27 protein-coding genes and 3 pseudogenes are annotated in these 25,794 nt (G+C 67.9%); 16 read left to right on the top strand and 14 right to left on the bottom strand.

What is annotated here, in order from left to right; translation table 11 throughout:
- Window positions 1-3: 3 nt before the first annotated feature.
- The 9 genes from V6V89_RS23270 (at window position 4) to V6V89_RS23230 (ending at window position 8,322) form a co-directional block, all read left to right on the top strand.
- Window positions 4-303: a phosphopantetheine-binding protein gene (locus V6V89_RS23270; protein WP_334621374.1), complete on the top strand. Its 300-nt coding sequence runs from the start codon at window positions 4-6 to the stop codon at window positions 301-303.
- Entirely contained in the window at window positions 300-1,679 is a 1,380-nt protein-coding gene (locus V6V89_RS23265; protein WP_334621373.1) for an amidase, read from the top strand. Before V6V89_RS23270 ends, V6V89_RS23265 begins: the two co-directional genes overlap by 4 nt.
- A 7-nt stretch (window positions 1,680-1,686) precedes the next feature.
- Window positions 1,687-3,216, top strand: coding sequence for a glutamine synthetase family protein (locus V6V89_RS23260; protein WP_334621372.1), 1,530 nt, complete (start codon window positions 1,687-1,689; stop codon window positions 3,214-3,216).
- A 60-nt stretch (window positions 3,217-3,276) separates the two neighbouring features.
- Window positions 3,277-4,563: an adenylosuccinate lyase gene (gene purB, locus V6V89_RS23255; protein ID WP_334621371.1), complete on the top strand. Its 1,287-nt coding sequence runs from the start codon at window positions 3,277-3,279 to the stop codon at window positions 4,561-4,563.
- Entirely contained in the window at window positions 4,547-4,948 is a 402-nt protein-coding gene (locus V6V89_RS23250) for a GNAT family N-acetyltransferase (RefSeq protein WP_334621369.1), read from the top strand. The genes purB and V6V89_RS23250 overlap by 17 nt, the downstream gene beginning before the upstream one ends.
- A gap of 14 nt (window positions 4,949-4,962) precedes the next feature.
- Window positions 4,963-5,283, top strand: a complete 321-nt coding sequence (gene fdxA, locus V6V89_RS23245; protein ID WP_334621368.1) for a ferredoxin — start codon at window positions 4,963-4,965, stop codon at window positions 5,281-5,283.
- Between the two features lie 125 nt (window positions 5,284-5,408).
- Window positions 5,409-5,981 carry a TetR/AcrR family transcriptional regulator gene (locus tag V6V89_RS23240; RefSeq protein WP_334621367.1) on the top strand — a complete coding sequence of 191 codons (573 nt, stop codon included), beginning with the start codon at window positions 5,409-5,411 and terminating at the stop codon, window positions 5,979-5,981.
- A 189-nt stretch (window positions 5,982-6,170) separates the two neighbouring features.
- A complete protein-coding gene (locus V6V89_RS23235; protein ID WP_334621365.1) occupies window positions 6,171-7,196 on the top strand; it encodes a ketoacyl-ACP synthase III family protein in 1,026 nt (341 codons plus the stop codon).
- A gap of 493 nt (window positions 7,197-7,689) precedes the next feature.
- Window positions 7,690-8,322: a DUF2218 domain-containing protein gene (locus V6V89_RS23230; protein WP_334621364.1), complete on the top strand. Its 633-nt coding sequence runs from the start codon at window positions 7,690-7,692 to the stop codon at window positions 8,320-8,322.
- Between the two features lie 364 nt (window positions 8,323-8,686).
- Here the strand turns inward: V6V89_RS23230 and V6V89_RS23225 are convergent, their stop codons facing one another.
- On the bottom strand, window positions 8,687-9,265 hold the full coding sequence (locus V6V89_RS23225; RefSeq protein ID WP_334621363.1) for a TetR/AcrR family transcriptional regulator: 579 nt from the start codon (window positions 9,263-9,265) through the stop codon (window positions 8,687-8,689).
- Between the two features lie 104 nt (window positions 9,266-9,369).
- Here V6V89_RS23225 and V6V89_RS23220 point away from each other — a divergent pair, with 104 nt between their 5' ends.
- Window positions 9,370-9,600, top strand: coding sequence for a hypothetical protein (locus tag V6V89_RS23220; RefSeq protein ID WP_334621362.1), 231 nt, complete (start codon window positions 9,370-9,372; stop codon window positions 9,598-9,600).
- Window positions 9,597-10,136, top strand: a complete 540-nt coding sequence (locus tag V6V89_RS23215) for a DUF2269 domain-containing protein (RefSeq protein WP_334621361.1) — start codon at window positions 9,597-9,599, stop codon at window positions 10,134-10,136. The genes V6V89_RS23220 and V6V89_RS23215 overlap by 4 nt, the downstream gene beginning before the upstream one ends.
- A gap of 957 nt (window positions 10,137-11,093) precedes the next feature.
- Here the strand turns inward: V6V89_RS23215 and V6V89_RS23210 are convergent.
- Window positions 11,094-11,330, bottom strand: coding sequence for a hypothetical protein (locus tag V6V89_RS23210; protein WP_334621360.1), 237 nt, complete (start codon window positions 11,328-11,330; stop codon window positions 11,094-11,096).
- A gap of 395 nt (window positions 11,331-11,725) precedes the next feature.
- Between V6V89_RS23210 and V6V89_RS23205 the strand changes: the two are divergent.
- Both V6V89_RS23205 and V6V89_RS41800 read left to right on the top strand, forming a co-directional pair.
- Window positions 11,726-11,866: pseudogene (locus V6V89_RS23205) on the top strand (lytic polysaccharide monooxygenase); the annotation flags it as partial.
- A gap of 297 nt (window positions 11,867-12,163) precedes the next feature.
- Window positions 12,164-12,372, top strand: a pseudogene (locus V6V89_RS41800) (transposase); the annotation flags it as partial.
- A 74-nt stretch (window positions 12,373-12,446) separates the two neighbouring features.
- On the opposite strand, the gene V6V89_RS23200 reads toward V6V89_RS41800, so the two are convergent.
- Complete coding sequence (locus V6V89_RS23200) at window positions 12,447-12,821, bottom strand: nuclear transport factor 2 family protein (protein ID WP_334621359.1); 375 nt, start codon at window positions 12,819-12,821, stop codon at window positions 12,447-12,449.
- 69 nt (window positions 12,822-12,890) lie between these two features.
- Here V6V89_RS23200 and V6V89_RS23195 point away from each other — a divergent pair, with 69 nt between their 5' ends.
- Entirely contained in the window at window positions 12,891-13,487 is a 597-nt protein-coding gene (locus V6V89_RS23195; RefSeq protein WP_334621358.1) for a TetR/AcrR family transcriptional regulator, read from the top strand.
- Window positions 13,488-13,554: 67 nt separating this feature from the next.
- Here V6V89_RS23195 and V6V89_RS23190 read toward each other — a convergent pair whose 3' ends face one another.
- A complete protein-coding gene (locus V6V89_RS23190; protein ID WP_334621357.1) occupies window positions 13,555-14,331 on the bottom strand; it encodes a helix-turn-helix transcriptional regulator in 777 nt (258 codons plus the stop codon).
- Between the two features lie 150 nt (window positions 14,332-14,481).
- On the opposite strand from V6V89_RS23190, the gene V6V89_RS23185 reads away from it, so the two are divergent.
- Entirely contained in the window at window positions 14,482-15,939 is a 1,458-nt protein-coding gene (locus V6V89_RS23185) for an MFS transporter (RefSeq protein ID WP_334621356.1), read from the top strand.
- Between the two features lie 67 nt (window positions 15,940-16,006).
- On the opposite strand, the gene V6V89_RS23180 is transcribed toward V6V89_RS23185, so the two are convergent.
- The gene (locus V6V89_RS23180) at window positions 16,007-16,270 is read right to left on the bottom strand and encodes a cellulose binding domain-containing protein (RefSeq protein ID WP_334621355.1); all 264 of its coding nucleotides are present in this window, start codon (window positions 16,268-16,270) and stop codon (window positions 16,007-16,009) included.
- Between the two features lie 412 nt (window positions 16,271-16,682).
- On the bottom strand, window positions 16,683-16,922 hold the full coding sequence (locus tag V6V89_RS23175; protein WP_334621404.1) for a hypothetical protein: 240 nt from the start codon (window positions 16,920-16,922) through the stop codon (window positions 16,683-16,685).
- Between the two features lie 86 nt (window positions 16,923-17,008).
- Here V6V89_RS23175 and V6V89_RS23170 point away from each other — a divergent pair, with 86 nt between their 5' ends.
- Complete coding sequence (locus tag V6V89_RS23170; protein WP_334621354.1) at window positions 17,009-17,734, top strand: CPBP family intramembrane glutamic endopeptidase; 726 nt, start codon at window positions 17,009-17,011, stop codon at window positions 17,732-17,734.
- Here V6V89_RS23170 and V6V89_RS41795 read toward each other — a convergent pair.
- From V6V89_RS41795 to V6V89_RS23135, 8 genes and pseudogenes are all read right to left on the bottom strand, one after another.
- Window positions 17,724-18,335 (bottom strand): helix-turn-helix domain-containing protein, encoded by a 612-nt coding sequence (locus V6V89_RS41795; protein WP_442935202.1) that lies wholly within the window; start codon window positions 18,333-18,335, stop codon window positions 17,724-17,726. The genes V6V89_RS23170 and V6V89_RS41795 overlap by 11 nt on opposite strands.
- 157 nt (window positions 18,336-18,492) lie before the next feature.
- Window positions 18,493-19,932 carry an eCIS core domain-containing protein gene (locus tag V6V89_RS23165; protein ID WP_334621353.1) on the bottom strand — a complete coding sequence of 480 codons (1,440 nt, stop codon included), beginning with the start codon at window positions 19,930-19,932 and terminating at the stop codon, window positions 18,493-18,495.
- A gap of 802 nt (window positions 19,933-20,734) precedes the next feature.
- Window positions 20,735-21,070: a hypothetical protein gene (locus V6V89_RS23160; protein WP_334621352.1), complete on the bottom strand. Its 336-nt coding sequence runs from the start codon at window positions 21,068-21,070 to the stop codon at window positions 20,735-20,737.
- A 38-nt stretch (window positions 21,071-21,108) separates the two neighbouring features.
- Entirely contained in the window at window positions 21,109-21,645 is a 537-nt protein-coding gene (locus tag V6V89_RS23155) for a hypothetical protein (protein WP_334621351.1), read from the bottom strand.
- Window positions 21,646-21,784: 139 nt separating this feature from the next.
- Window positions 21,785-23,596: a recombinase family protein gene (locus V6V89_RS23150; protein WP_334621350.1), complete on the bottom strand. Its 1,812-nt coding sequence runs from the start codon at window positions 23,594-23,596 to the stop codon at window positions 21,785-21,787.
- Window positions 23,593-24,321 (bottom strand): hypothetical protein, encoded by a 729-nt coding sequence (locus V6V89_RS23145; RefSeq protein ID WP_334621349.1) that lies wholly within the window; start codon window positions 24,319-24,321, stop codon window positions 23,593-23,595. Before V6V89_RS23145 ends, V6V89_RS23150 begins: the two co-directional genes overlap by 4 nt.
- A gap of 165 nt (window positions 24,322-24,486) precedes the next feature.
- On the bottom strand, window positions 24,487-24,675 hold the full coding sequence (locus tag V6V89_RS23140; protein WP_334621348.1) for a hypothetical protein: 189 nt from the start codon (window positions 24,673-24,675) through the stop codon (window positions 24,487-24,489).
- Between the two features lie 11 nt (window positions 24,676-24,686).
- Window positions 24,687-25,586 (bottom strand): annotated as a pseudogene (locus V6V89_RS23135) (TRM11 family SAM-dependent methyltransferase); the annotation flags it as partial.
- Window positions 25,587-25,794: the final 208 nt, after the last annotated feature.

Here is a 25,794-nt window from a genome sequence, read left to right as displayed (position 1 = left end):
CCTATGTCCAGCACCACGGCGGGGCAACCGCCAACCATCGATGTACTGCGTGCCGCCGTCGCCGAGATCCTCGGCACGGCACCGGACGCCGTGCCGGACGATGCAAACCTCGTCCGCCTCGGCCTGGACTCGCTGGGGATGCTGCGGTTGGCCAACCGGGTACGCCGCGCCGGGATCCGAGTCTCGTTCAAAGGCATGGCGACCGAGCCAACGCTGGCCGCGTGGGCTCGGCACCTGGATCGCGTCGCGGGCCAGCCGGCGCCCGGCTCCACCGTGCGGCGTGCGGCGGGAGCGACCGAATGAGGCGCTCCGCGATCGAGGACATCCGGGGTCTGCTCCGCGACGGCGGATCGTCCGTCGTGGACCTCATTCAGCGGACGCTGGCCGACATCGCGGAGCAGGACGCCACGCTCGGAGCGTTCGTCTCGGTGGCAGGGGAGGGCGCGCTGCGGGAGGCGGAGGCTGCGGATGGCCAGATTCGCCGCCGCGGGGACGCCGTGTGGGCCGAGCATCCGCTGCTCGGTGTGCCGGTCTCCGTCAAGGACCTCATCCAGACACGTGACCTGCCCACCGCGCGAGGCTCCATATTGGAGAACCGGCGTCCGCCGGTGGACGCACCGGCAGTGGCCCGGCTCCGAGCCGCCGGCGCGATCGTGATTGGCAAGACGGCCACGTCTGAGTACGGCTGGAGCGCCACCACCATCAGCCGAGTCGGCCCGCCGACCCGCAATCCGTGGGACCCGGAACGGTCGGCCGGCGGTTCCAGCGGCGGCGCCGCGGCAGCGGTCACCGCTGGACTGTGCGCGGCGTCCCTGGGCACCGACGGGGCCGGCTCGATTCGGATCCCGGCGGCGTTCTGCGGGGTCGTCGGGTTCAAGCCTTCGTTTGGTCGAGTGCCGTACGTACCACCCTGCGCCGACCGGCTGGCACACGTCGGGCCGCTGGCCGCCTCGGTGGGGGACGTCGCGGAACTGACGGCGATCCTGGCCGGTCCGCATCGAGACGATCCGGATTCTGGCGTCACCTCAGCTGAACAGGTGGTCCGATCCGCACCGCTGCGGATCGGCTGGCTCGAGTTCCCAGGTACGTCGGCCGAGGTCCGCGCGACCTGCGTCCAGGCGCATACCGCACTTGCCGCGGCAGGACACCAGATCGAGCCCGTCGAGGTCCCGTTCGCCGACCCCTACGCCGCACTGGTGGACCTGCTGGCCGCCGCCGAGGCCGCCGGCACGCCACCGGAGAGCGAGCCATGGTGCGATCCGGCACGGCTGGCGGTCGTCCGCCACGGCCGGACGGTCAGCGGCGAGACCGTCATGAGGGCCGAACAGGTCCGCCTCACACTGCGTGCCCGGCTGCGGCGGCTCATGGATCGCTACGACGTGCTCGCGATGGCAACGATCCCGATCGAGCCGTTCCACGTCGATGCCATCGGACCGGAGTGGGCCGAAGATCCGTCAGACCTGCTGTGGTTGGCGTGGTCGCCAGCGACCTACCCGTTCAACATGACCGGGCAACCGGCAATCTCCATCCCCGTTGGTCGCACGCCCGCTGGCCTCCCGGTCGGCCTGCAGCTGGTGGGGTCGGTCGGCGAAGACCACTTGGTGCTGGCCACCGCGCGGCAGGTGGAGGAACAACTCGATCCGCTGCCGGCACCGCCGCGCGGCGCGATGAAGGGGTGATTCAGCGATGTTCTCCCGATCCTGGTCCAGCCAGTACGGCGAGCGCGGCGTCGGGCGCCCGGCGTTCGTCGTCGAGTTCGACGTCTGGAACGACCGCCAGGCTGCTGCCGCAGAGCAGGTAGAGGGGGCACTGGCGGACATCGACCTGGTACGGCTGGTCTTCTGCGACCCACACGGGTTGGCCCGCTCGAAGACCCTGACCGTCGAGGCGTTCCGGTCCGTCCTGCGCAACGGCATGGACTTCAGCCCGGGGCCGTTCCTGTTTGACACGGCACATGCTGTAGCCGTGGACTTCCTGACCCACGACTCAGACGTCGGCGTTGGTGAGTTGCTCGGCGCGGGCGACTTCCTCGTCGTCCCGGACCCGACTACCTTCCAGGTGCTGCCGTTCACCGAGCCGCGCACCGCCTGGGTGCTCGGCGACGAGTTCCTTCGCGACGGCGCGCGTCATCCACTGTCCACCCGTGACGTGCTACGCCGGGTCTGCGCGCGGTACGCCGCACAAAAGCTGGCTCCGGTCATCGGGCTAGAGGTGGAGTGGTATCTGACCCGCCTGCTTGACGGTCCGGCCGGCAACGCCGGCAACGGCTTCGGGCTCCAGGGCGCCGCACCGCAGGTGGCAGCGGTCAACGCGGGATACCAGTTCAACCTCGACACCTATTCCGACTCCGTCGCCTGGGTCACCGGCCCGCTGGCATCGCAGTTGCTGGCCCTCGGCCTGCCGCTGCGGACGATGGAACACGAATCTGGGCCCGGGCAGCTGGAGTTCACTTTCAGTCCAATGTCTGCCATCGACGCGGCGGACGCGATGCTGCTGTTCCGCACGCTGGTCAAGCAGGAATGCGCCCGCCGCCGCTGCCACGCGTCGTTCATGGCGCTACCACGCCTCGACGGGTTCGACCCAAGCGGATGGCACCTGCACCAGTCGGTCGTGAAGCTCGCAGGCGGCGACAACCTCTTCGCCGCAGACGACAATGCGGAGGGAATGTCCGCGGAAGGCAAGGCATACGTCGACGGCCTGCTGGCACGGACGCGGGACTTTTGTCTGCTTTCCGTCCCTACCGTCAACGGCTACCGACGGTTCGCGCCCGAGTTCGCGCTCTCGCCGAGCCGGATCGGCACCAGCTACGAGGATCGCAGCACCATGGTTCGAGTGCTCGGCGCTGGCGTGGCGACGCACGTGGAAAACCGGATGGGGGAGCCGTGCGCCAATCCGTACCTGGCGATCGGCGCGCAGCTGGCGGCCGGCTTAGACGGGCTGGCCGGCGAACTGGGACCGGAACATGCTCCCGGCGGACCGGATGCCGGACCATCCGTGGAGCTGCCGCAATCGCTGCGAGAGGCCTTGGACGCGTTCCGCGACAGTGACCACGTTCGCCACTTGCTCGGTAGCCCGCTCGCGGCGTCTCTCACCAAGATCAAGGAAAGCGAAGTGACGCGGTTCGAGGACTGGTGCGCGACGACAGGGCTTCAGCGAGGCGATGTCGCCGGCCAGGTGACGGAATGGGAGCACCGTGAGTACTTCGGCGCATACTGAAACGCCAGGGCTGGCGACAACCGCAGGAGAGCCCAGCCTAGCTATGGGGAGAAGAGCGGCATGATTTCTCGCTACTCCCTGCCGCAGATGGCACAGTTATGGGCAGACCAGGCCCGCTATGCAACGTGGACGGAGGTCGAGGTCCTCGCCACCGAGGCGCAGGCGCGCCTCGGCCGAGTGCCCGCGGATGCGTTGGACGACATCCGACAGGCGAAGGTGCCGACCGCCGCGCGGGTGGCTGAGCTCGAACGGGACCGCGACCACGAGATTCTCGCCTTCCTCGCGGCGTTTTGCGAAACAATCCCGAACGCCTCCGCACGATGGGTCCATCTGGGAATGACCAGCTATGACGTCGTCGACACGGCACTGGGCCATACCCTGGCACGGGCCACGGACCTGTTGCTGCACGCGGCAGGACGGCTGCGCCGGGTCCTCGCGGACACCGCCGTCAAGCACTGGGATACCGCCTGCATCGGCCGCACGCATGGGGTACACGCCGAGCCCACCACATTCGGCCACAAGCTCGCCGGTCATGCCTTCGCGGTCGAGCGATGCATTCGCCGGCTGGTAGCCGCCCGCGAGGCCGTGGCGGTGGGCACGATATCCGGGTCGGTAGGCACGTACGCCTTGATCGATCCGTCGGTCGAGCGGTACGTCTGTGACCGGCTTGGGCTGGGCGTCGAGTCGGCTCCCAGCCAGGTGGTCGCGCGTGACCGGCACGCCGAGCTGGTGCAGGCGGTCGCGGTGCTGGGGGCGTGCATCGAGCAACTGGCCTTGGAGCTGCGGTTGCTTCAGCGCACCGAGGTGGTCGAGGTGGAGGAGCGGCGCAGCGCCGCGTACCAGGGCTCCAGCGCCATGCCGCACAAACGGAACCCGACCACCAGCGAACGGCTGTGCGGCATCGCTCGACTGCTGCGTTCGTATGTCACGGCGATGCTGGAGAACGTGGCGCTCTGGCACGAACGGGACTTGGCCCACTCCTCGGTCGAGCGGGTCGTCCTGCCGGACTGTCTGACGGTGGCGCATTACCAGGCCACAGCCGCCGCCGACCTGGTGGAAACACTCGAGGTATTCCCCGACCGGATGCGCGCGACCATCGACATGACTCGCGGGCGGGTGTACAGCTCGGTCGTGCTCGCCGACCTGCTAGCCAGCGGTATGGAGCGGGAGGCCGCGTACCGCCTCGTCCAGTCGGCAGCGGAGTGGGCGGCCGAGCATGGCGACGAATTCGGCGCCGCGCTACAGCGGCACGGCGTCGATCCAGGGCTGCTGACACCCGAGCGGTTCTTCAACCATCACGACGTGATCCTGACCCGATTGGAGGCCCTACGTGGACTGGAAGACTGAACGCGTTGACGGTGCAGACCTCGACCTGCGCGAGGTCCTGGCGGTCTACGAGTCGTCCGGCCTCGGTGAGCGCCGGCCGATCACCGACGATGTGCGGTTCGCCCAGATGATTCGCAACGCCAACTTGATCATGGTCTGCCGGCACCAGGGCGAGCTCGTCGGCATAGCTCGGAGCGTCTCGGACTTCTCGTACGTGACGTACCTGTCGGACATCGCCGTGACAGGCCGGCTGCAGCGGGCCGGGATCGGTCGCGCGCTCATCGACGCCACCCGTGCTCAGGCCCCGCGAGCCAAGATTGTGTTGCTGTCTGCGCCGGCCGCGGTCAGCTACTACCCGCACATCGGCTTCTCCGCGCATTCGTCCGCCTGGGTGCTCAACCCCTGATCCCGGGAAGCCAAATGACGTACGTGATTTCGGCTCCATGCCTCGACGTACTGGACCGTGCCTGCCTGGACGAGTGTCCGGTGGATTGCATCTACGAGGGCGAACGCATGATGTACATTCATCCGACCGAATGCGTGGACTGCAGCGCGTGCGAGCCGGTCTGCCCTGTCGAGGCGATCTACTTTGAGGCCGACCTGCCGGAGCAGTGGTCGGACTACGCGACGTTCAACGCGGACTTCTTCCGGGACCTCGGGTCGCCGGGTAGCGCCGCGAAGGTGGGCAAGACGGACAACGACCCGGCCTTCGTCGCTGCCCTGCCGCCGAGGCGGGCGTAGTGTCGTCGGAGGCGTCCGACGCCGAGACGCCCGGACGTCGACCCCGTCGGTCTGCCCGGTCCCGCAGACACGATGTCAGCACCACGCCAGACCGTCCGACGATCAACCCCCCCTATACTGAGCCCGTGCCGAAGCTATGGTCCGAGACGATCGAGGCTCACCGCCGCGCGGTTAGAGACGCGACGTTGGAAACCGCGGCGGCCCTGGTCGCCGAGCACGGGGTGGCTTCTGTGACGATGTCACAGATCGCCGAGGAGACCGGCATCGGCCGGGCCACGCTGTACAAGTACTTCTCCGACGTGGAGTCGATCCTCGTCGCCTGGCACGAGCGGCAGGTCGGCCAGCATCTGGACCACCTGGTGAAGGTGCGGGACCAGGTTGACGGCGCCGGCGAGCGGGTCCGGGTCGCCCTGGAGACGTACGCGATGCTGGCACACCACCAGCGCCACGGCGGCGAGCTATCCGCGATGCTGCACCACGGCACGCACGTCGCGCGGGCACAGCGGCGGCTCGTGTCGTTCCTGCGGGATCTGATCGCGGACGCAGCCAGAGCGGGCGAGGCCCGCAGCGACGTCTCGCCGGACGAACTTGCCCGTTTCTGCCTGCACGCGTTGACCGCAGCCGGGTCACTACCGTCGAAAGCAGCGGTGCGTCGCTTGGTGTCCGTAACGATGGCCGGGCTGCGCGACGACACCTAACAGTGATTCACCGCGTCGTGGTCGTCCCTGGACGGCCGCTGCTTTCTTCGCCGTGCCAGCCGCGAGGAACGCGGACGCCGTTCAAGGTGTTGTCGATGTCTGTTGGCTGGTCACGTCAACCCCCGCGGATACGTTTCGACGAACGGACGCCAGGCGGGCCGCCTGACCCGGCACGGGAGAGAAGGCGAGATGAGAGTCAACGATATCTACATCGCCGGCATCGGTACCTCCGAGCCCGACTACGTCGACACAGCGGTTGCTGTGGAGAAAGGGTGGTACAGCGCCGAGGACCGGGAGCGCAGCGGTCTGCTCTCGATCTCGATCGCAGGTACGACACCCGCACCCGACCTCGCCATCGAGGCCGCCCGGTTCGCCGTCGAGCAGTCGGGACACGCGCCGGAAGAGATCTGCGCCCTGTTCCACACGAACGTGCACCCGCAAGGGCCGGACGGATGGTCGGCGCAGCACTACATCAACCGCAACACCATCAACCAGCCGGTAACCTCCGTGGAGATCCGCAACGGGTGCATCGGGTTCTTCTCGAACCTGCATCTGGCCGCGTGCTATCTCGACGCCAGGCCCGACCGGATTGCAGCGTTGCTGACCTGTGCGGACAACTTCGGCACCCCGTCAGTCAACCGCTGGAACGCCTCGTCGCTGTTCGTCCTGGCCGACGGCGGCGGCGGGGTAGTGCTGTCCAAGCGCCGCGGTTTCGCAAAGGTCCTGTCGACCGAGTTCGCGTCCAACCCGGAACTCGAACTGCACCATCGTGGTGGGGAGAAAATCTTCCCGCCAGGCATGACCGTTGGTGGGACGCTCAACTTCGACGCGCGGATGGCGTACGTGCGCGAGCAGGCCGCCGACTCGGGGGCGCCGCCGATGACGGATTTCGGCTCGGTAGTGATCGAGGCGGCCGAGGGAGCTCTCTCCGAAGCCGGGGTGACGCTGGACGACATCTCCAAGGTGGTGCACGACGGCTTCGCCCGGTGGGCGCTGACCGACATATTCCTGGACCCGCTAGGTATCGAAGAAAAGCGGGGCATCTGGGAGTTCACCCGCAGGCTCGGACACGCGGGACCGCTGGACCAGATCCGCGGGCTCGAGTACGTCTGGCGTAACCGTGAGGTCGACGTCGGTGAGAAGGTACTCCTCGTCAGCGGCGCGCCAGGGATGGAAGCGGCCTGCGCCGTCGTGGAGATCACCGAACTCCCCTGACAATCGGACTCCCGTCGACCGGCGGAAGTTTTCGGCCCGGCCGTCAACGGCGGCCGGGCTGGCGTCGCGTCGTCGCCGAAGGCCTCCAGGTAGGGCGCAGCGAGCACCGCGCGGTGACCCGGTGCGGCACCAGGCCGTTCGATGATGACCCAGCCGGGCCCCTACGAGGCGACGCCCCCACGCCCTTATCGCTGACCTCGGCCGAGGCGTGGTCCAGGCTCTCAAGGACGCGGTCACCTTTCATACCTATGCCGCGGAAAGTGACAACTTCACGGCCGCGGGCATGCTACGACCTGGCCGGTGGCAGCGGCATCCCATCCACCGGCCGAGAGTGTGTTTGCCTGTCGCGCGGACGTTTGGCGCGAGGCATGCAACGACCGAGCTACCGTGCTACCCAGGTCGCTACGGTACGTCTAGACCTAGACCTTGCAGTGTAGGTCGCTAGCCCTGACGGCGCGGCCTACCTTGAGACAGGCGACCAGAAGGAAAAGCGATGCCGACCCTTCAAGCACAGGTCCCAACCGAACGTGCCAGCCGGTACCTTACCCAGTTCTGCAAGCACGCCACCGCCATGGGAAGCGGCGGTCATCGTGCAGGCGTGCACCTACAAGGCAGGATGACCCGCGGTGGCGTGCGGGTGGCCGCCAACTGGTCCGACAGCGAGGGGACCATCACGTTCACCCCCTGGGGCCGGTGCATCCTGACCGCCGACGCGGACGCGCTCACTATCCGCGTCGATGCCAGTGACCAGGACGGCCTCACTCAGATCCGCGACATCGTCACCCGCAACCTGCTCCGGTTCAGCAGCCGTGATCCACTAAGCGTCATCTGGGAGGAACCCCCGGCTCCTGGCGGCGTCCCCGTCACGCCGGTCACGGAAACCACGCCGCAGCCCGGACGAGACGCGCGACGCGTCCGGCTCCAGGTCGGCCTGCTCATCCTGGTCGGCGTCTTGGCCATTGGGGTGCATGTCGGACTGGCTGGACCGTTGGTGGGGCACTCACGGTGGGCCGGCATCGCCAGCGACTTGGTCGTGGCGGCTATTGTCGCCAAGCTCGCGGTCGTCGCCTGGACTCACTATCGAAGCCGACGCCGCAAGGTCGCTACCGGCACCGACCACAACTGAGACAAGACAACCAGACCTGCGGACGTGGCGCGGGAAGGACTGTCGGTGGTGATGCAATCCAACGCGGGCCCGTCAGCCGTGCCCGCAGCAACCGGCATGTCGAGATACCGCACATCCGGGACGGGCTGACTGGTCGTGGATCTCAGCAACGGCCCCTACGTCGTGCCGTACCAGAGACCCGCCCGCACGGCGAGATCGCCCGGGATCCGCTTCCTGGAAGGTAATCACGTCCGCCCGCCTGGTCGGCGTGATCGACAAATGCGATGGGTGCCCATTTACAGAGAGACCGATACTTCAGGCGGCGGCGATCGACCGGTCTTCACGACTTGGCGGCCGAGCGCGCGCGAATGTCCGCCAGCCTGGCCTAGCTCGAGCGGCGTACCGCCGCGACGGTGAGCATGACGAGCCGGTGAACCGCTTGTGCTGACGGCAGACTGCCAGCCGCGGTGAGTGCGTGCAGGCAGTAGGTCGCCAGCTCGCCGGCCGGCACGTCGTCGCGTACGTGGCCCGCGACGGCGGCCTCGGCGAGCAGGTCACGGATCATGCCGTGGACCTGCTGCTGGGCGTGGGCGACGTGTTGGTCCCGGTGCAGCAGCCCCACCAGGCCGCTGTCGTGCTGGCCGTGTCCACGCTGGGACAGCATCGCGTACGCCTCCAACACGGCCCGCAATCGGGCATCGGGGTCGCCGACCTGGTCGCGTATCTGCGTCAGTTGGGCGAGATGGGCGGCGATCTGCCGTTCGTGCCAGGCGGACAGGATCGCCTCGACATCGGGAAAGTACTTGTACAGCGTCGCTCGGCCGATCCCGGTCGCCTCGGCGATCTGCGACATTGTCACCGCCAGCAGTCCGCGATTGGCCACCAGCGCCGCCGTAGTGTCCAGGATCGCGTCCCGCACCTGCGAGCGGTGCGCCTCTATCGTTGCGTCCCACAGCCTCGGCACTCCACCATCATACGCCACGACGGAACCTCGACATGGCGGCTTGACACCGACATCTTGTCTCGTAAAACTGGAGGTGTCCGTCGCCCATATGAGGAGGAGCCACCATGGCTGATCCACCCCGTCCAGCGCAGGTGCCACCCCGTACTGAAGCCGGGTCGACGCCGATGCCGCGCTGGGTCAAGTTGTCGGTGATCGTCGCCCTGCTGGCTATCGCGCTATTGGTCGCAATGCTGCTGGCCGGCGGACACGGCCCTGGACGGCACTCCCCGAACAGTGGGACGAGCCCGGGCGTCAGCGGTGGCGGCCACGCGCCACCGGTCGGGGGGCACGGATGATCATGCCGCCGCCGGTACGCCGGCTTGCGCTTACCGTGCACGTAACGACGTCGGTCGGCTGGCTCGGAGCGGTATCCGTCTTCGTCGTCCTGGGTGTGGTGGGGATGGTCAGCCAGGACACGGACGTGGTGCGTGCGGCTTATCTAATTATGGAGCCAACCGCCTGGTATGCGTTGGTGCCCTTGGCATTCGCGTCGCTGGCCAGCGGGCTGGTCCAATCGCTAGGCACCACGTGGGGTTTGGTGCGGCACTACTGGGTGATTTTCAAACTTGTCATCAACATCGGCGCCGTCGTAGTGCTGCTCATGTACACCCAGACGCTGGCCGGTCTGGCGGACGCGGCAACAACCCCAGCCTTTACCCCCGAGGCTCTCGGGCCGCAGCGCGCCTCACCGACCATCCACGCGGTGGTGGCGCTCCTACTACTTGTCCTGGCCACGATTCTGGCCATCTACAAACCGCGGGGCACCACGCGGTTCGCTCGCCGCAGACAGCGTTCGACGCCAGCGGACCGGCCGGAACCGGTCCGCTCGTAGCAGACCTCACGGCGGACGGCGGCAACGGCCCGTCATCCCTTGTGGGGGTGGGCGTGCGGCGCCGCTGCCAGCCGACACCAAGGTGGCGGTATTCGGTAGGGCGGCGGTAGCGGCGTGGCGGAGGCGACTCAGCTTGGGGCGTACGGTTGCTTGATCGACCGCAGACGCGGGGCGTTGCTCCGGCGGGCGCGCAGTAAGGATCTGGTCGTGGTCATCGGGCCGATCAGGGTGGAGTAGCCACCCGGGAGCGCGATTGTGCGAGCGCGGTGAACAACGTGTCGGTCCAGCGCAGCGCGGGCCCTCGTCGTCGCCGTAGGTCGCTCCCAGTCGACGATGAACTCGACAATGAGATGGTCCCTGCCGAGTATTGAACGCGGTCGCGGGCGGAACGTGTGGGGCTGACCGCCGTGGTGTTGGAATTCCGGCGGACATGGTTACCAGGCCCCAATAGACGCCGAGCTCGATCATCAGCCTTCAACTACTACCTCGGTGCCGGGCTGTGGGGACTCGCATCCGCCCGCCGGTCATCGGCTGAAGCTGGACCGATGCGTGCAGGCGAGCGAGTTCGATGGCGTCGGAGTCTCGGCCCGGCCGGACCACGTAGCGGTCGTTTCTCTGTGTCATGCCCTTTTCTCCTAGCGGCAGTTCCTGACCGTCCGGGCCAGGACTTCTCCGTGCCAGCGCACCATCAGCGGAGCGCGTCACCGCGGGTGAGCAGAATTGCTGGCCGAGCAGCGTCGCCGCGCGGGATGGTCGGCGTCCATCGACCGCTTACCTGGTGCGGGTACTCGGTGTTAGGGCGAGCGCGGCGATGGCGGTCACGATGGCGACGATCGCGCCGGTGGTGAAGCCGCGGGTGAACCCGTTGGTGCCGGTGCCTGCGATGCTGAGGGCGGCGATGCTGGGTACGGCCGCCGCACCGAGTGAGGCGCCGAATTCGTGGAAGGTGCTGACGATTCAGGAGGCCAGGCCGGCTTCGTGGGCCGCTACCTGCCCGAGCGCGGTGGCGGAGGTCACCACGAATAGGGACCCGGTGCCGGCGGCTGCGATCGTCGTGCCGGCCACCATGGCGGCGGCACTGTTCCAGATCGCGGGGATGGCCAGTGCGGCGGCGGCGATGGTAAGCCCGGTGACCGCGAGGGTTCGGGCGCCGGTGCAGCCGAAGATGCGGCCGGCGAGGCGGGCGCCGAGCATGGTGGATAGCGCGATGGGAAGGAAGAGCAGGCCGGTGGTCCGGGTTCACGACCTGATCCGCCGGGGCCAGGGCGCAGGCGTGTTCCGAACCGACATTTCGGCCGACCTGCTAGCCAGCGTCCTGCACCACATCCTGTACGGCGCCGCCATCGACGTGGCAAGTGGACGGCTCAATCCGACAGATGCACCACATTTCGTCGCCGAGATGGCCTTGGCTGTATGTGCGGTCCCAACGAGCCCGCAGTGGACCGGACCGACCATTGTGGTCCAACCGGGCGTGGATTGCAGGGCCGCTCGATCATGACCAAACGTCAGTAGTCCATCAGGTCAGAAGAAGTTGGAGTTAATCAAAGACTCGTCTATATTTATTAGTGTCTATCTCCTACGGTTCGGAGGTGGCAGCAGACCGACTCGCCGCACGCCGGGGTCGCCCGCACCTCAACGTCAACGCGGGCAACCGAAGCGGCCGCCACATCGTCTACACGATCTGGCAGGCGAGCCACTTCGACCAGTCCTACGACTTCTGCAGCGACGTCGTCATAGTCTAACGCCCAACTGGAAGCCGGACCCGCAAATCCGCTCACCCCACGAGGGCCTCCAGACGCGGAGGCCGGCGTGCGGTCCAGATCGGTCCGTTGGGAAGCGGGCGTGTTTCCACCCGATCCTGGTGCACCGCATCCCGGCGCCACCGCGGCAGTGCTCGACCCGGGCGTTCAAGGCACTCGGCGACCCGGTCCGGCAGCAACGGATATCGGCGTCGCGGGCGAGGTGTCGCCATCCCACCGCATCCGAGGTCAACGGCCTGGTCTTGTCGCCGAGGCATTCTCGACGCGGCGGGGCGCCTCGCCGCCACCGTCGAAGTGCGGTGGCCGCAGATCCTCGCGTTCTTTCCAGACCGGCGCCACCAACGCCGGCTCCGAAGGCGCCGACCGCGTGATCAAGACCGTCGCCCGCGACGCTTACGGCTTCCGCAACCCGAGAACCAGCGTTTACGCACCCGCACGCCACCCGGAGAGCACGCGGACACCTCAATCCCAGCTAAGTCAATCCAGCCCCAAACGGGCGGGAACCGCACTGGTCATCACCGTCGAGGCGCCGCTTGGCCGACCTGGCGAACTACTCGGATGGGATCGTCCGGGTGGCTTGGATGGCGCGGCGCAGTCGACCGTCGGCAGCCAACTCCCCGAACATATAGATCTCCACGGTGATGGTGCCGCCCTTACGCAACTCCGCGATGAGCCGGTACCGGGCGGCGACCTGGTCGCCGTCCACAAGCGCCTGCTTCACCTCGACACGGAGACCAGCGGCCCGTTTGCGGGCCGGACGGATGTGATCCAGCAGCCGCTTCCGGTCCAGCAGCACGCCGTCGTTGACCAGCTCATAGTCCGGCGTGTGGTAGCGGTCAAGCACAGTCGCCGGATCCTCATCGCCCAGCCCTGCCTCCTGCGGATAGCGGACCAGATAGCCGGTCAGATCGGTACGGGGCGTCATTTGATCTCCCTGAATCGACTTATCTTTGACACCGTGTCTACGATAATGTGGGGCGGTAAATTAGACAACGTGTCAGAAATAACAGGTGATCGGCGCCGCCGGCGGCGTTCGGACGCCCAGCGCAGCGCAGCCGCTGTACTCGACGCCGCCGTCGAGGTGCTCGGTCGGCATCCGGACGCGAAGGTGGAACAGGTCGCCGCCACAGCTGGCGTCACCCGCCAAACCGTCTACGCCCACTACCCGTCCCGGCCACTGCTCGTGGCCGCGGTCATCGACCGCATCACTGCTGAAGCCGTCGCCGCCCTCGACGTCGCCGATGTTGACAGCGGCACCGTCACCGAGGCGCTGCTGCGCTGGCTGGACGTCAGCTGGCGGCTGTTCGACCGGTACCCGCTGCTGCTGCACCCCTCGGCGACCCCTATAGACCAGGCGGACGCCGACCGTCAGCATGCCGCGGTCATCCAGCGGCTGGAGCGGCTGATCGAGCGCGGCCAGGCCACCGGCGAGTTTGACGGCACTCTCAGCCCGGCCTGGTTGGTCTCCGCGACCATCGCGCTCGGACATGCGGCCGGCGGCGAAGTCGCCGCCGGCCGCATGACCACCGAGCAGACGGCGGCAGCGCTGCGCCACAGCATCCTGCGTGTGTACGGCGCCCGCGAGCCCTGACCAGCGCCGGTCTCCTGCCACTACCGGGTCCACTCGATGTTGATCGTGCGCCCAGCGCGGTTTTGGATCAAACGTCGAGAACGGCTTCTTCGTTGAGGTAGCGCCCGGGTGAGGTGCCGACGGTTCGGCGAAACGCCGCGAGGAAAGCGCTCGGGGTCGCGTATCCCACGGCGTGCGCGGCTTGCGACACCGTCCGTCCTTCGGCGAGCAGAGGCAGGGCGGCCCGCAGCCGCATGTGGGTGCGCCAGCGGTCGAAGCTCATCCCGGTGTCGCGGACGAACAGCCGGGTCAGGGTCCGTCGGCTCACGCCGATGGCGCGTGCGTGGGCCTCTAGGCTCCGGGAGTCCGACGGGTCGGAGAGCAGGGTGTCGGCCACGGCGCGTACGCGTTCGTCAACGGGAGGCGGAACGTCGATCGGCAGGGCTGGCAACGGGTGTAGCAGGTCCAGCACCACCGCCTCGGCCCGCAGCCGCGCGTCGTCGGCGAGGTCATCACGGGCGAGGTAGCCGATCAGATGGGCGAGGAGCCCGTCGACGCCGACCGCAGTGGGCGCCGCCCAGTCCAACGCGCACCGCTCCGGGTTGAGGTAGAGGCTGCACAGCACCGCGTTGCGGGTCGCGCCGGTTCGGTGGACGACTCCCGCAGGCAGCAACAGGGCCCGCGTGGGCGGTAGGACCCAGTACGAATCGCCAACGGCGACGCTGAGCACACCGCTCCGCGTCCACGCCAGCTGGTGATGCGTGTGGCTGTGCGGGGAGATCCACTCGCCCGACGCCAGCGGGAAGTGCCCGACAACGATCACCCCTACCCCGGTCGGGACAGCAGTGTCGACGGCCTCGATCATGCGCTACAGGCTATGTCCTCAACACGATATGGTCTGGCCCCATCGCAGATTGTGGCCAGGTTTGGTCGGCACATAGCGTCGTTGAGTGCTGATCAATCCCTTATCCCACCGCTTTACGACCAGGCCCTGCACACCGACGGAACACCTGTCATGACGGCGGTGTCTGCCGCGGTCACCGACCGGCGCCGAGCGGCGCTGGTCGTGCTGTGCTTCGTGCAGTTCATGCTGGTCCTGGACGACACCGTGGTGAGCGTCGCCCTCCCGAGCCTCCGTGACGACCTGGGCTTCAGCGCCCAGGGGCTGGCCTGGGTCGTCAACGCTTACTTTCTGACCTTCGGCGGACTGCTGGTGCTGGCCGGCCGCATGGCCGACCTACTGGGTCGGCGCCGCGTCTTCGCCGCCGGCGTAGCGCTGTTCGGCGTGGCGAGTCTCGCCTGCGGGCTCGCCCAGCAGCCCTGGCAACTCGTGGCCGGGCGGTTCGTCCAGGGCGCGGGTGCGGCCATGGCCAGCCCCGCCGCGCTGTCCCTGATCACCCTGTTGTTCCCCGGCACTCATGAACGCAGCAGAGCACTCGGCATCTGGGGTGCGATCGCGGCCCTGGGCGGCACCTCGGGCCTGATGATCTCCGGCGTGCTGACCGACCTCGCCTCCTGGCGCTGGATCTTCCTGATCAACCTGCCCGTCGCGGCGGTGGCCCTCGTACTGCTGCCGCGGCTGGTCGCCGAGAGCCGTGCCAGTCGCCGGGCCCGTCTCGATGTGCCCGCCGCCGTCCTGGGCACTGCCGCCGTGGTGTCCCTGGTCTACGGCCTGCTCCAGGCCGGGGAAGCCGGCTGGGCAGACGTAGCCGTTCTCGCCCCCCTGCTACTAGCCGCCGTCCTGGCGGCTGGGTTCCTCGTAGCGGAGTCGCGGGCGGCGCAGCCGCTGGTACCGATGTCGTTCCTGGCCGATCGAACACGTGCCGTCGCCAACGGCGCGACCCTGCTGTTCTCCGCGGCCATGTACGCGATGGCCTTCCTACTGATGATCCACCTGCAAACGGTGCTCGGTTACAGTCCGCTCCAGGCCGGCGTCGCCTACCTGCCCTTCGGCGCCGGAATCCTCGTGGGAATGTGGCTTTCCACCAGGGCGATCACGAGGATGGGAGTGCGCTGGACGTTGGTCCTGGCATTCCTGATCACCTCTGCCGGGCTGCTTCTGCTGTCCGGCGTGGCGGCGGGCGATCCGTACGCGGCGGGCGTGCTGCCTGGCATGCTCGTCACGAGTCTGGGATGCGGGCTGAGCCTGCCGGTCCTGACGGTGGCCGCCGTCGCGGGCACGACCGAGGAGAACGCCGGTCTCGGCTCGGCCTTGTTCAGCTCCGTGCAACAGATCGGCGGCGCGGTAGGAGTGGCCATACTGGTCACCGTGGCCGAACGCCACAACGACGCCCGGGCCGGCTCCCCGCGATCAGCGGCGGAAGGGTTTTCGTTCGCGCTCACCATCGCAGCCGGCCTCGTCGCCCTCGGCGCCATTCTCATCGCCACCCTGCTCCGAACCGCTCGCCGTCCCGCAGCCGGACCGACGAGGTTGGACGGAGCCACACAGGACATGGGCAACATCAACATCTGAGCGGCTGTACTCGACGACACCTAGCAGGGGTGGCACCGTCACGGTGCCACCCCCTGCCGGGTTTGGGTCAGCTGGCCGTACAGGTCAGCGTGGGTGCGGTGTTCGTGCTGTGCCAGGCTCCGTTGAACCCGAAACTCGTGCTCTGGCCGGCACTCAACCGGCCGTTGTAACTCGCGTTCACGGCCGCCACCGACGCGCCGCTGGAGGTTACCGTCGCGTCCCACGAATTCGTGATGCTCTGGCCCTTCGGCCAGGTCCAGCGGCAGTGTCCAACCAGCTGATCGCGCTGCTTGCCGGCACCGTCACGGTGGCGCCGAAGCCATTGCTCCACTCGCTGGTCTTGGCGTACGTCAGGGTGCAACCGCCGTTGCTGGGCGGCGGTGTTGTCGGCGGCTCAAAGGCATCGTGGCGATCGCGGCCGGCGCCGCCGCGTCCTCGACGGCGCTGATCGGGTTCGGCCTGGACTCGTTCATCGAGGTCTCCAGGAGAGGCTGTCATGGGCGGTCTCCTGCTGTCGTTGACCGGTCAGCGGACACCCCATCTTGGCCCTGACAGCGATCGATTTCAACGTTTCAGGAGAATCGGCGATAACGTCGTCGGCGAACGCGTGCGGCGGCGGCGCGGCGGGTTGAGCAACGCTGCGCCGGTTTGGCGATATTCCTCCACGGTGGACGGTTCCGGATCTCGTTGAAGTCGCGTGCATACGGGTTCGCCTCCTGAGGTTCGACATTGAGAAGGGACCGTTACCGGCGGCGCCGGTTACGGACGCGCCAACTGGTAACGGCACCCGGCGGAACGAGCCGGAATGGTGCTGCCGCAGTGGCGGGCGCGATGCTCAGGCTGACCGCAGGCATCACGTCGCCACCTTCGGCCTTCGGCAGCGGGAAGCCTTCGAGCACTTCGGCGAACTCGTCGCCGAGCTGCTCAAGCTCTCGAGCGCGGCGGCGGCTGCCAAGCCTGGCGCGGCGCACTGCGTGGTCCACAAGGCGCACCGCAACCCGCGACAAGTCGGACGACTGATCCCCTGGCAGCCACAGCCGCGAGGGTTTGCCTATGGCAGGGTGAGCGGGTGAGGCAGTACCGGCGCCGGACCGTGCTGGCGATCTGGGTGGCCGCGGCGGCGCCGATGGCGCTGCTGGCCTGGGTGGTCGCGCCGTCGGTGGGCTCGCCGTCGAGTCCCCGGTACCCGCTGACGCTGTTCCTGGTAGAGATCGCCGGCCTGCTCTGGCAGGGAGTGCTCGCGCTCGCGTTGGTGGTCTGGGAGCGCCGCGGCGCGGCGGACCTGCGAGTGGGGGACGCACTGTGGCTGCGGGCGCCCGTCGACCGGGCCGCCCGGCCTGGGGGCAGGCTCTGGTGGTGGTTGGTCCCGTTTCTGGTGGCGTACGGGGTGCTGCAGGTGCTGCCCGTCGAGTTTCCCGCGCCGAGCGGGCACAGTTTCGGCGAGTTCCTCGGCTCCGACGCGGCACGCGAGGAACTGCGCGGTGCGTGGGGGCTGCTGGCGCTGGTGGTTGTCGGGCAGTTGGCCAACACGGTCGTGGGCGAGGAGTTGCTGTTTCGTGGCCTGCTACTGCCCCGGATGCGCGGCGCGTTCGGCCGGGCGGATTGGGTGGCCAACGGCGTGCTGTTCGGGCTGTATCACGTGCACATGCCGTGGTCGATCCCTGGCGCGGTGATCGCGGGGCTGCTGTTCGCGTACCCGACCCGGCGGTTCCGCAGCGCGTGGATGGGCATCGCCATCCACTCCGCTCAAAGCGTGGTGGTCGTCGCGGTCGTCATGGCGCTGGTCATCGGATGAGTAACGACCTTGTGCGCAGTAGTTGATGGTGGGTGGCCTGGGTGTTTACCAGGTGAGGCCGGCGGATTTGTCGGAGACGAGGCCGGCGATGGCGTTGATGGTTTCGGGGAGGAGTTCGCGGCGGCCGGTGAAGCGTTGTAGGACGCGCCACCATTTCGGTTCTGCGATGGTGTGTTCGACGGCGATCCGTTGTGAGGACTGGTGTTTGCGGTCGTGTTCCCATGTGGTCTGTTGCTGCGGTGTGTAGTCGTGTTCCGGTGGGGGTGGCGAAGCCGCGTCGGGCCAGTAGCGGCCGGATCTGGGTGACGGCGCGGGTGACGGTGCTGCGGTCGACGTGGTAGGCGACGGCGAGGGCGGCGTGTGGGATGGCCAGGCGTAGGTGGACCAGGGTGATCACGACCCGGTCGGTGAAGCTCAGCCGTGGTCGGCGGCCGGCACCGGCTTTGCGGATCCGGGGGCGGGTGCGGCGGGTGTGTAACCGGTCCTCTCGCGCCGCGGTCCAGGCGGGCTGCAGTTCGGTCAGGAGCAGGCCTAGGTGGTTGCGGCTGAGGCCGGTGAAGGCACAATGGGCGAAGGCCGCGCGGATTGCTTTGATCGACACAATCAAGACATCTGCGCGGCCGTCTATGTCTCGGTCAAGCCGCCACGCCGCCCAGCACTACTGCGCACAAGGTCGTAAGCCGGGCCGGTGCGGCTCCGACGGATGGGCGATCTGACCAATAGAAGTAGGAGACGATCGAGCCGCTCGTGTGTCTTGTCTACTCGCCGCCCGTCGACGTCGGCCAGAAGGGGGCGACGTAGATGATTGCTGGTGGCGCGGCGGGCATCGTCAACGACTGCGCCTCATCGGTCGCAGGCTCCGGTGCATAGCACACCTGAGCCACCGGGTCGTAGCTTCCGTTGGCGCCGGCTATGGCGGCCTCCGCGCTGATCATGTTGGGCAGGACGACAAACGGCCCGTCTGAGCGCGTCGACTCGGTCATCGAGGACTGCTGCTCGATTGCTGGCCGTAGCAACGGGGGTAGCGAAGGCAACAGGGTGCGGATGCCGCGCTCGTCGGCGGTTCCCGACGGCGGTCCTGACAGGGCGGCGGCGCTGATCCAGATGGCGGCGTCCGCGCCGTACGGGAAGATCAGGCCACGAATGTTGGCGAACATGCCGCCGGCCGCGGTGAATTCACCGGTTGCCATGGAGACGGCACCGGCCGGAGCGCGGTACACGCCCATGGCGTACTGATAGGCGGAGACTGGTCCGAGCGGCACCGCGCGGCTGAACTGGCCGGCGGCAGCGGGCGGTATTGGCACCGCAGCCTGAGCCGTCTTTACCGGCATCGTCGCACGTGTGGCGCGTACCCATGGGGCTTGCCCCAGGGCGTCGTCGGTGAGGGCCCAGATGCCGGTTCGGCCGCTGAGCTGGCCGATCGCTTGGCCAGACTCCGAGGTGGCGAGAATGGCCTGTTGTGACTCGACCGTGGTGAAGTGCACCAGGTCGGGTTTGGCGCTGGGCGCGCCCAGCGCCTGCGGACCGCCATAGATTCGCACGGCCCCGCCGATCACCGCACCAATCACCGCACCGGTCGCGGCGTCCACGATGTACGCCTCAACGCCGGAGAACTCGCCGCCCCCAACGTCCTGCACTCCTCGGAACGAGATCGAGCTGGCCGCACCGCCCAGGGCCATGGCGGTGACCACGCCGTACCCGGCCCGCGCGAGTGCCGTGCTCACTCCACCCGGCACCGCGAACAACGCCAGCGCCTCGCCAGCCACCTGCAGCTCGGACACACTGGGCTGAACGCGTCCGGCCTTCACGTCGGCAGGGGACGGCGCATTCGCCACGTTTGGCCGAAGCAGGATGTAAGCCCCGACGGCGACGGGAATCAGCCAGAACAGACCCTGTGGCGTGTCCGGATCGACGCGTACACGGTGATCGCCGCGGACGGCCGCTGACTCCGCGTCTGCGGCCGAGACCACTAGCCCGCCTGCGCGCATCTGCTGGGCGTGCACCAGTTCGTGGTCGATGGTGGCATCTCGACCTGGCCCACCCTGCTCGTCCAGGCCGGCCCCCAGGGCGACCTGTCCGCGAAACGTGTAGGCGTGTACGCCCATCCGGGCGGCGGCTGCGTGGCTGGTGGGCCCGTCGTGGATGGGAACGGCCGCGACGGACGATGACGGTGAGCCGGATATGCCATTCGCAGCCACCGAGTGGCGCTCGCCCGCGGCTGCCAGTGGGTTCGATCCCAGGATCTGCAGCGCCGCGGCCGTCGGCGGGGCCGACGCGGCGGACTGCCCGGCAGCCAGGGCCTGAGCAACAGCACGGTTGCCCGCCGTTTGTTGCAGACGCAGCAGGGTAGCGACGGCGGGGTCAGCGGCAGCTTCGGATCGGCTTCGGGCGAGCGGTTCCAGCGTGGCGGCGGCGTCGCCACGGCGCTCTCGGCTGCCCAAGGAGCCCACAGCCCCATTAGAGCACGGTAATCCAAGGTCATGCCGGCCCGAGACCGGTCGTCACGACCGGCAGGGTAGTGGAATTTTCGGGCGTGGACTTGGACTTTGCGTCGCCACAGTGACCAGCTTGCCGGCGGGCCTAGGCAATGGTCAGGGTCTCGGCAATGGTCAGGGTGATCAGGTCGGCGTCGGAGGGCTGGTGGCGGTGACGACCATGGGCCATGGGGTCTGCGGGTGGATTCGATCGCTGCCGAGGTGTGCCGACGGCTGTTGGGGTCGTCAATTGAGAGAAGCGGAAGTGGAGCCGAACCGGAAGCGGAAGTAGAGAGGAAGGGAGCGGAAGCGGAAGTCGGGGCGGAACTGGTCGCCGCTACCCGATGCGGGGCGTGCGTCGGACGGACGGACGTCGTGGTCGGCGGAGTCCGATTGCCGAGGCGACGAAGGTAAGTGGCCGAACGAGCTGGCGGCGGGTGGGCCGGACGAGCTCGGCGGCCGTTCGAGCGGCGGAATGGATGCTGTGGGGTCGGGGTCTCGACCCCGTCTTGAGGTCTGTGACGGGTTATGGCGCGGGGTGGTGGGCGGTGATGGTCTGGGCGAGTTTGCGGTGGGCGCCGGCCAGGCCGCGGGGTTGCGCGATCCCGATGGTGGGGTTGCTGCTGTTGGGTTTGACGAGGGTGCCGCGGCGTACCCAGACGTCGGTGGGTCGGATCAGGTAGTTGGTGGTCAGGATGGTGGCGTGGTGGGCCAGGAGGAACTCCAGGATGTAGTGCAGTTTCTGACTGCTACGGGAGTACCGGCTCAGTGCCGATGTGCAGGCGACGAAGTCGCCGCCGGTCGCCTGTTCGAGCAGGTCCGTCAGGTTTTGGTCGAAGCGCGGGTCGATCGCGCTGAACACCGTGGTGGCATCGTCGTGGGTGGCCGGTGGTGCGGTGGCTAGCTCGTCGCCGCTGGGAAGGTCCGGGATCGGGGCGGTGGGTAGGCGCAGCGGTTGACGGCCGCCGTCGGCGAGGCTTCGGTCAGCGCGTTCAGGCATGCCCAGGCGCGGGGGTAGCGGGTGGCCAGGCCGGTGAATGGGTTGGGGCCGTTGTAGTTGACGGGGTTGCGGCGTCGTGCGGCGAGGAAGTGCGATAGCGGGCCGGTGGCGTACTCGGTGGCGGGGATGATGCCGGTGGTGAGTTCGCCGTTGTGGTGGGCCTGTTCGAGCAGGCTGTTGCGGACCACCAGGGTGACTTTCGCCTTGAGATCCAAAGAGGTGTCGAGGGGCTTGTGGTCGAAGACCTCTTCGACGAACGGGGCGATCAGCACGTCTTGGTCGCGCGGTGGCAGGGCGGCCAGCGCTTCGGCCCGTTGCAGGATGTCCTGGCCGATCCGTCGGCCGAGGTCGCTGTCGACTCCGCAGGCGGTGGTCAGCATGTGGGGCAGTACGTCACCGCAGTATTCGATCATGTGGTTGGGGTTGGGACTGGTCATTTCCTTCACCCGTTCGCTGTTTGACATCTGCAGGTCAGGTCGTGCTTCGAGTTAATCGTCGCTTGTGGAGCGGTGTGAGGTCCGGCCGACACGCAAGGCTTCGTGCAAGCCTTATGCCGTCACGCTTTCGGGGGAGTTGCTACCGCGGTCTGGGGCGGCTACCGTCAACGCATGCACACCGTTTCCCAGCGGATGTGCTTGGTGTGCGTGGCCGAGTCCCCCCTCGGACACGTACCAAAACCCCACACGAATCCGGGTCGGGCGTCGCCGCGACCCGGATTCTGTTGTTTCCGGGGTCGTAGGTGACCGTGAGCCGAAGCTGCCGGTAGATCTCGCCCTTACTCTCGGGGTTCGCCTGCCTGATGGTCTGCCGGACGTGGTCGAAGGTCCGCACTAGCCGTTGGATGTCGTCTGTGCTGAGTCGGGTGATCTTGTTTATCTCGACGGTGGGTGTCGGTCGGCGGGCGAGCACAGCCGTACGTTGTGTGTTGACCTCTGCGATCCATCCGGCGATGGTGGCCGGGTCGCCGCCTGCCTCGGCTATGGCGCGGTAGCGGGCCAGCTTCTCGTCGCAGGCGGCGAGCAGGGCTTGGGTGTCGTCTTCGGGCGGCGTCACCTTTACCCGTTCTTGCGGTTGCGCTGCGTGGAGTTGACGGATGGTGTCTGCTACGTGGTGTGGTGCGAAGGCTTGCATGAGCCATTGATCGATTAGTGGTAGTACGTCGGGTTCGCGCAGGTAGACGTTGCGTGGGTGTTGGACGTGGTTGGCCAGGGCGTATTCGGCTGGGTAGCGGCAGCGGTAGTAGGGGGCGCCGTGGCTGTATTGGCCTTGCATCTTGCGGCCGCAGAGTCCGCAGATGAGCAGGCCGCGTAGGGAGTAGCTGCGCTTTACCCGTTCGCGTTGGCGGGTATGGCGTCCCCGTCCGTGCTGCGCGCTGATCTGTTGGGCTTGCTCGAAGTCTTCGACGCTGACCAGCGGTTCCTGGACGATGGTGTCGGACCAGACCCAGGTGTCCTCGTTGTTCCATCGCATCCGGGTTTCGTAGCCGAGGGCGACGTCTTCGACGTCGAGGAGTACCTCGTCTTTGCGCTGTTTGTTCCAGACTTGGCGGCCGGTGTAGCGGGGGTTGGCGAGGATGGCTTTGATCGCGCTTTTGGCCCAGCCTTCGCCGGTGCGGTGGTGGTTGCGGGCGGGGTCGGCGGCGGATGGCGACGGGATGTTGTCGCGGGTGATTTGTTCGGCGATGGCGAAGATTCCCAGTCCGGACAGGTACAGGGCGAAGATGCGCTTGACCACGGCGGCGGTCGCGGGGTCGGGTTCCAGCTTGTGGAGGCGTTTGCCGTCGGCGGCCTTTGCGGGGTTGGGGTGTGGCCCGGCGTCTACGAGCCGGTATCCGTATGGTGGCCTGCCGCCGAGGAAGCGTCCCTCGATCTTTGCCTGGGCCGCCATCGCGGTGCGGACGCGGATCTTGACGCGGGACCGTTCGCCTTTGGACATCCCGCCGAACACGCTCATGATCAGGTCGTGGGCTTCGGAGTCGGGGTCGATGGGGCCGCCGACTTCGGGTACCCACAGTTGGACGCCGTAGTGGGTGAAGACGGGCATGGTCAGCCCGTACTGGTTGCCGTAGAAGGCGCGTTGTGGTTCGCCGATGACTACGGCGTCGAAGCCTCGGTTGGGGTCGGCCAGTGCGTCGAGCAGTGCTGAGGCCTGTGGGCGGCGTTTCCATGGCAGCGACCTGGACATCCCGATGTCGAAGAACTGCGCGACGATCAGGCCGCCGCGTGGCTCGATGAGCGCGTTGGCGCGGGTCATCTGCCAGTTCTTTGACGCTTCGGGGTCTTGGTTGTCTTCGGTGGAGACGCGGCCGTAGAAGCCGAACCGGAGCTTCGGCGGGTCGAAGGCGAGCGTGGCAATGTCACGTTGAAGGCGTGGGATGTTGATCGTCATGGGGTGGTGGTCCCTGCCTCGGTGAGGTCGTCGGGGTGGTCTGCGGTGCGCCGCGGCCTCCGGCGTGCCTGGCCGATGGGCGGACGCGATCGTCCGGCTAGGCACTCGGTGGTCCTCGCGTGGTCCGCACCGGAGACGAGGCTCAGGTTGAGGTCGAGTAGGTCGGCGGGGCACCCGGTGTCGGCGACGTGGGGAAACAGCGGCTGGATCCGCGCCGATCGGAGTCGGCGTAGCAGCTGTATCGCCTGGCCAGGGTTGCGGGACGGCCGGAACGGGTCGCTCGCGGTGAGGTAGTCGAAGCGGCGCTCTCGGTGGATGGCCTCGGCGAGTAGGTCATCGAGCTCGCTGTCCCGGCGTGCGTGCACACCGCCGATGGTGAGCCGGTCGAAGGTGGGCGTGCCTGGCGTACCGCTGGGATCGACGTCGTAGAAGACGGCGGTGATGGTGCCGGGCGGCAGGGCGCGCCGGCACTGCTCGTACTGCTGGGTGAGCTGCTCCTCGGTGTGGTCGCTGTCGTGAGCGACGCGGCCGTAGAAGGCCACCGCAGGCGTGGGTGGCCGGGCGTGGTGTCGATGGTCATCGGCAATCTCCGCTGCGTCGATGGAAAGTTGGGTGAACGCGGCGGGCAGGCAGACGACGCCGGCCGTCGAGAACCGGTTGGCGTGCCAGTACCACCACTTGTCGATGGCTTCGCCGGCTGGTTCGCGCACAACGGTGACGTACACGCGTTGCTGTCCTTTCACGCTGTGGATAGGTGATGGACGGCCCACTGGCCGGCCAGGTCCCGCCGCGTCAGTCCGTGGGCCGTCGACCAGATCCACGCAAACCTGGGTGAAGCGATCAAGACCGAATGCTGGCGGCGTTCCCGTGCCGGTGACGATGCTCGGTCGCTACTTCGCAGGGCCGGTCTCGTCGGCGTTTGTGATGGCTTGTTCGGGGTCCGATGCCAGCAACAGCGCGAGTAGGACGCGGGAGGCGCCAGTAGTGAGTACGGGTGCATCGGTGTCGAACTCGATCGTCAACGGGGGCGAGCCGTCCGGCGTGGCGGCACTCGACTTTGCGGATGCATCGGCGGTCATAGTCCGACATCGCTTGAGTTCCGGCTGTCGGAGGGCTGCGAGGCGGCCAGGACCAGCACATCCTCGTGTTGAAGCAGCCATTGCGGGTCGCCGGCCGCGATGGCGTCGCGGACGTTCTTCTGCTGGAAGAACGAGGCCCGAGGGATGATCACGCCGTTGCGGACGCCGCAGATGAGGGCGATGCATTCCTCGACCAGTTCCAGGCCGGCGGCGACGCCGGTCGCGACGACCATGCCGGGGATGTCGACCAGCTCGCCGTGCCGCCGGTAGGGGCGGGCGGTGACGACAACGTGTCCACCGGGGCGGAGTAGCGGTAGGCAGCCGGCCAGGATCTGGGTGAACCCGTCGGCTAGCTCGGCGTGGCTGCGGTAGGCGAGGTTGTCCACCGCGCCGTACTTGTGGTGGAGCTTGCGGACCTTGCCGCGCCTGGGGCCGGGGGTGCGGACGTGGCCGTGGGTGGACGGCCCGTACGGCGGCGACGTGACCACCAGCGCGACCCGGCCACGCAGGTTCGCGGGCAGCAGGGACGGCAGGGTGCGCGAGTCCCCGGTGTAGATCTCGCCGGTGCCGGCCGCGCCCCGGCGTTCGGCGAGGCGGATGTTGTCGGCTGTGTGGGCGGCCCAGCGCGGTTCGTACTCCACGCCGACGCCGTGCCGGCCCAGGTGCATGGCCTCGGTCACGGTGGTGCCGATGCCGGCCATCGGGTCGAGCACGGTGTCACCCGGGGCGGTGTAGGTGCGGATGGCGTAGCGGGCGATGGTGGGCAGCATCTTGCCCGGGTGGGTGATCGACGCCGGGGTGTACCGGCCGCGTCGCAGCTCCCGTGACGGGGCCTGCCCGGTCAGCCACACCGATCCGAGGAAGCCCTCGGTCAGCAGTGCGGCAAGGTCATCACCCCGGACGTCGAAGATGTTCGGGGGACGGGGTCGATGAGCCGGCGTAGGTCAGGCACGGGGGGCCTCCTCACGGGTCTGTGCGACATCTCCCGGGTTCGTTGGCGTGGTGAGCCGGCGAGAGTCCTTCTGGCTGGGCGGATCACTGGTCTGGGTGGTCTGGGTGGTTCCGACGTGACTTCGGGGATTCTGAAGCGTTGGCATGGTGGTTGGCCTTTCGGCTGTG

Source organism: Micromonospora sp. CPCC 206061 (genome assembly GCF_036906915.1).
Lineage (GTDB): Bacteria > Actinomycetota > Actinomycetes > Mycobacteriales > Micromonosporaceae > Phytohabitans.
This window is presented reverse-complemented; position numbering and strand designations above follow the sequence as displayed.

Coding starts and splice junctions, on each gene's coding strand:
- V6V89_RS23220 (WP_334621362.1), top strand. CDS start 9,370: ATGGCTGATCCACCCCGTCCAGCGCAGGTGCCACCCCGTACTGAAGCC.
- V6V89_RS23235 (WP_334621365.1), top strand. CDS start 6,171: ATGAGAGTCAACGATATCTACATCGCCGGCATCGGTACCTCCGAGCCC.
- V6V89_RS23155 (WP_334621351.1), bottom strand. CDS start 21,645: ATGACCAGTCCCAACCCCAACCACATGATCGAATACTGCGGTGACGTA.
- V6V89_RS23210 (WP_334621360.1), bottom strand. CDS start 11,330: ATGCTCGGCGCCCGCCTCGCCGGCCGCATCTTCGGCTGCACCGGCGCC.
- V6V89_RS23265 (WP_334621373.1), top strand. CDS start 300: ATGAGGCGCTCCGCGATCGAGGACATCCGGGGTCTGCTCCGCGACGGC.
- V6V89_RS23215 (WP_334621361.1), top strand. CDS start 9,597: ATGATCATGCCGCCGCCGGTACGCCGGCTTGCGCTTACCGTGCACGTA.
- V6V89_RS23185 (WP_334621356.1), top strand. CDS start 14,482: ATGACGGCGGTGTCTGCCGCGGTCACCGACCGGCGCCGAGCGGCGCTG.
- V6V89_RS23270 (WP_334621374.1), top strand. CDS start 4: ATGTCCAGCACCACGGCGGGGCAACCGCCAACCATCGATGTACTGCGT.
- V6V89_RS23230 (WP_334621364.1), top strand. CDS start 7,690: ATGCCGACCCTTCAAGCACAGGTCCCAACCGAACGTGCCAGCCGGTAC.
- V6V89_RS23190 (WP_334621357.1), bottom strand. CDS start 14,331: ATGATCGAGGCCGTCGACACTGCTGTCCCGACCGGGGTAGGGGTGATC.
- V6V89_RS23200 (WP_334621359.1), bottom strand. CDS start 12,821: ATGACGCCCCGTACCGATCTGACCGGCTATCTGGTCCGCTATCCGCAG.
- V6V89_RS23150 (WP_334621350.1), bottom strand. CDS start 23,596: ATGACGATCAACATCCCACGCCTTCAACGTGACATTGCCACGCTCGCC.
- purB (WP_334621371.1), top strand. CDS start 3,277: ATGATTTCTCGCTACTCCCTGCCGCAGATGGCACAGTTATGGGCAGAC.
- V6V89_RS23260 (WP_334621372.1), top strand. CDS start 1,687: ATGTTCTCCCGATCCTGGTCCAGCCAGTACGGCGAGCGCGGCGTCGGG.
- fdxA (WP_334621368.1), top strand. CDS start 4,963: ATGACGTACGTGATTTCGGCTCCATGCCTCGACGTACTGGACCGTGCC.
- V6V89_RS23140 (WP_334621348.1), bottom strand. CDS start 24,675: ATGACCGCCGATGCATCCGCAAAGTCGAGTGCCGCCACGCCGGACGGC.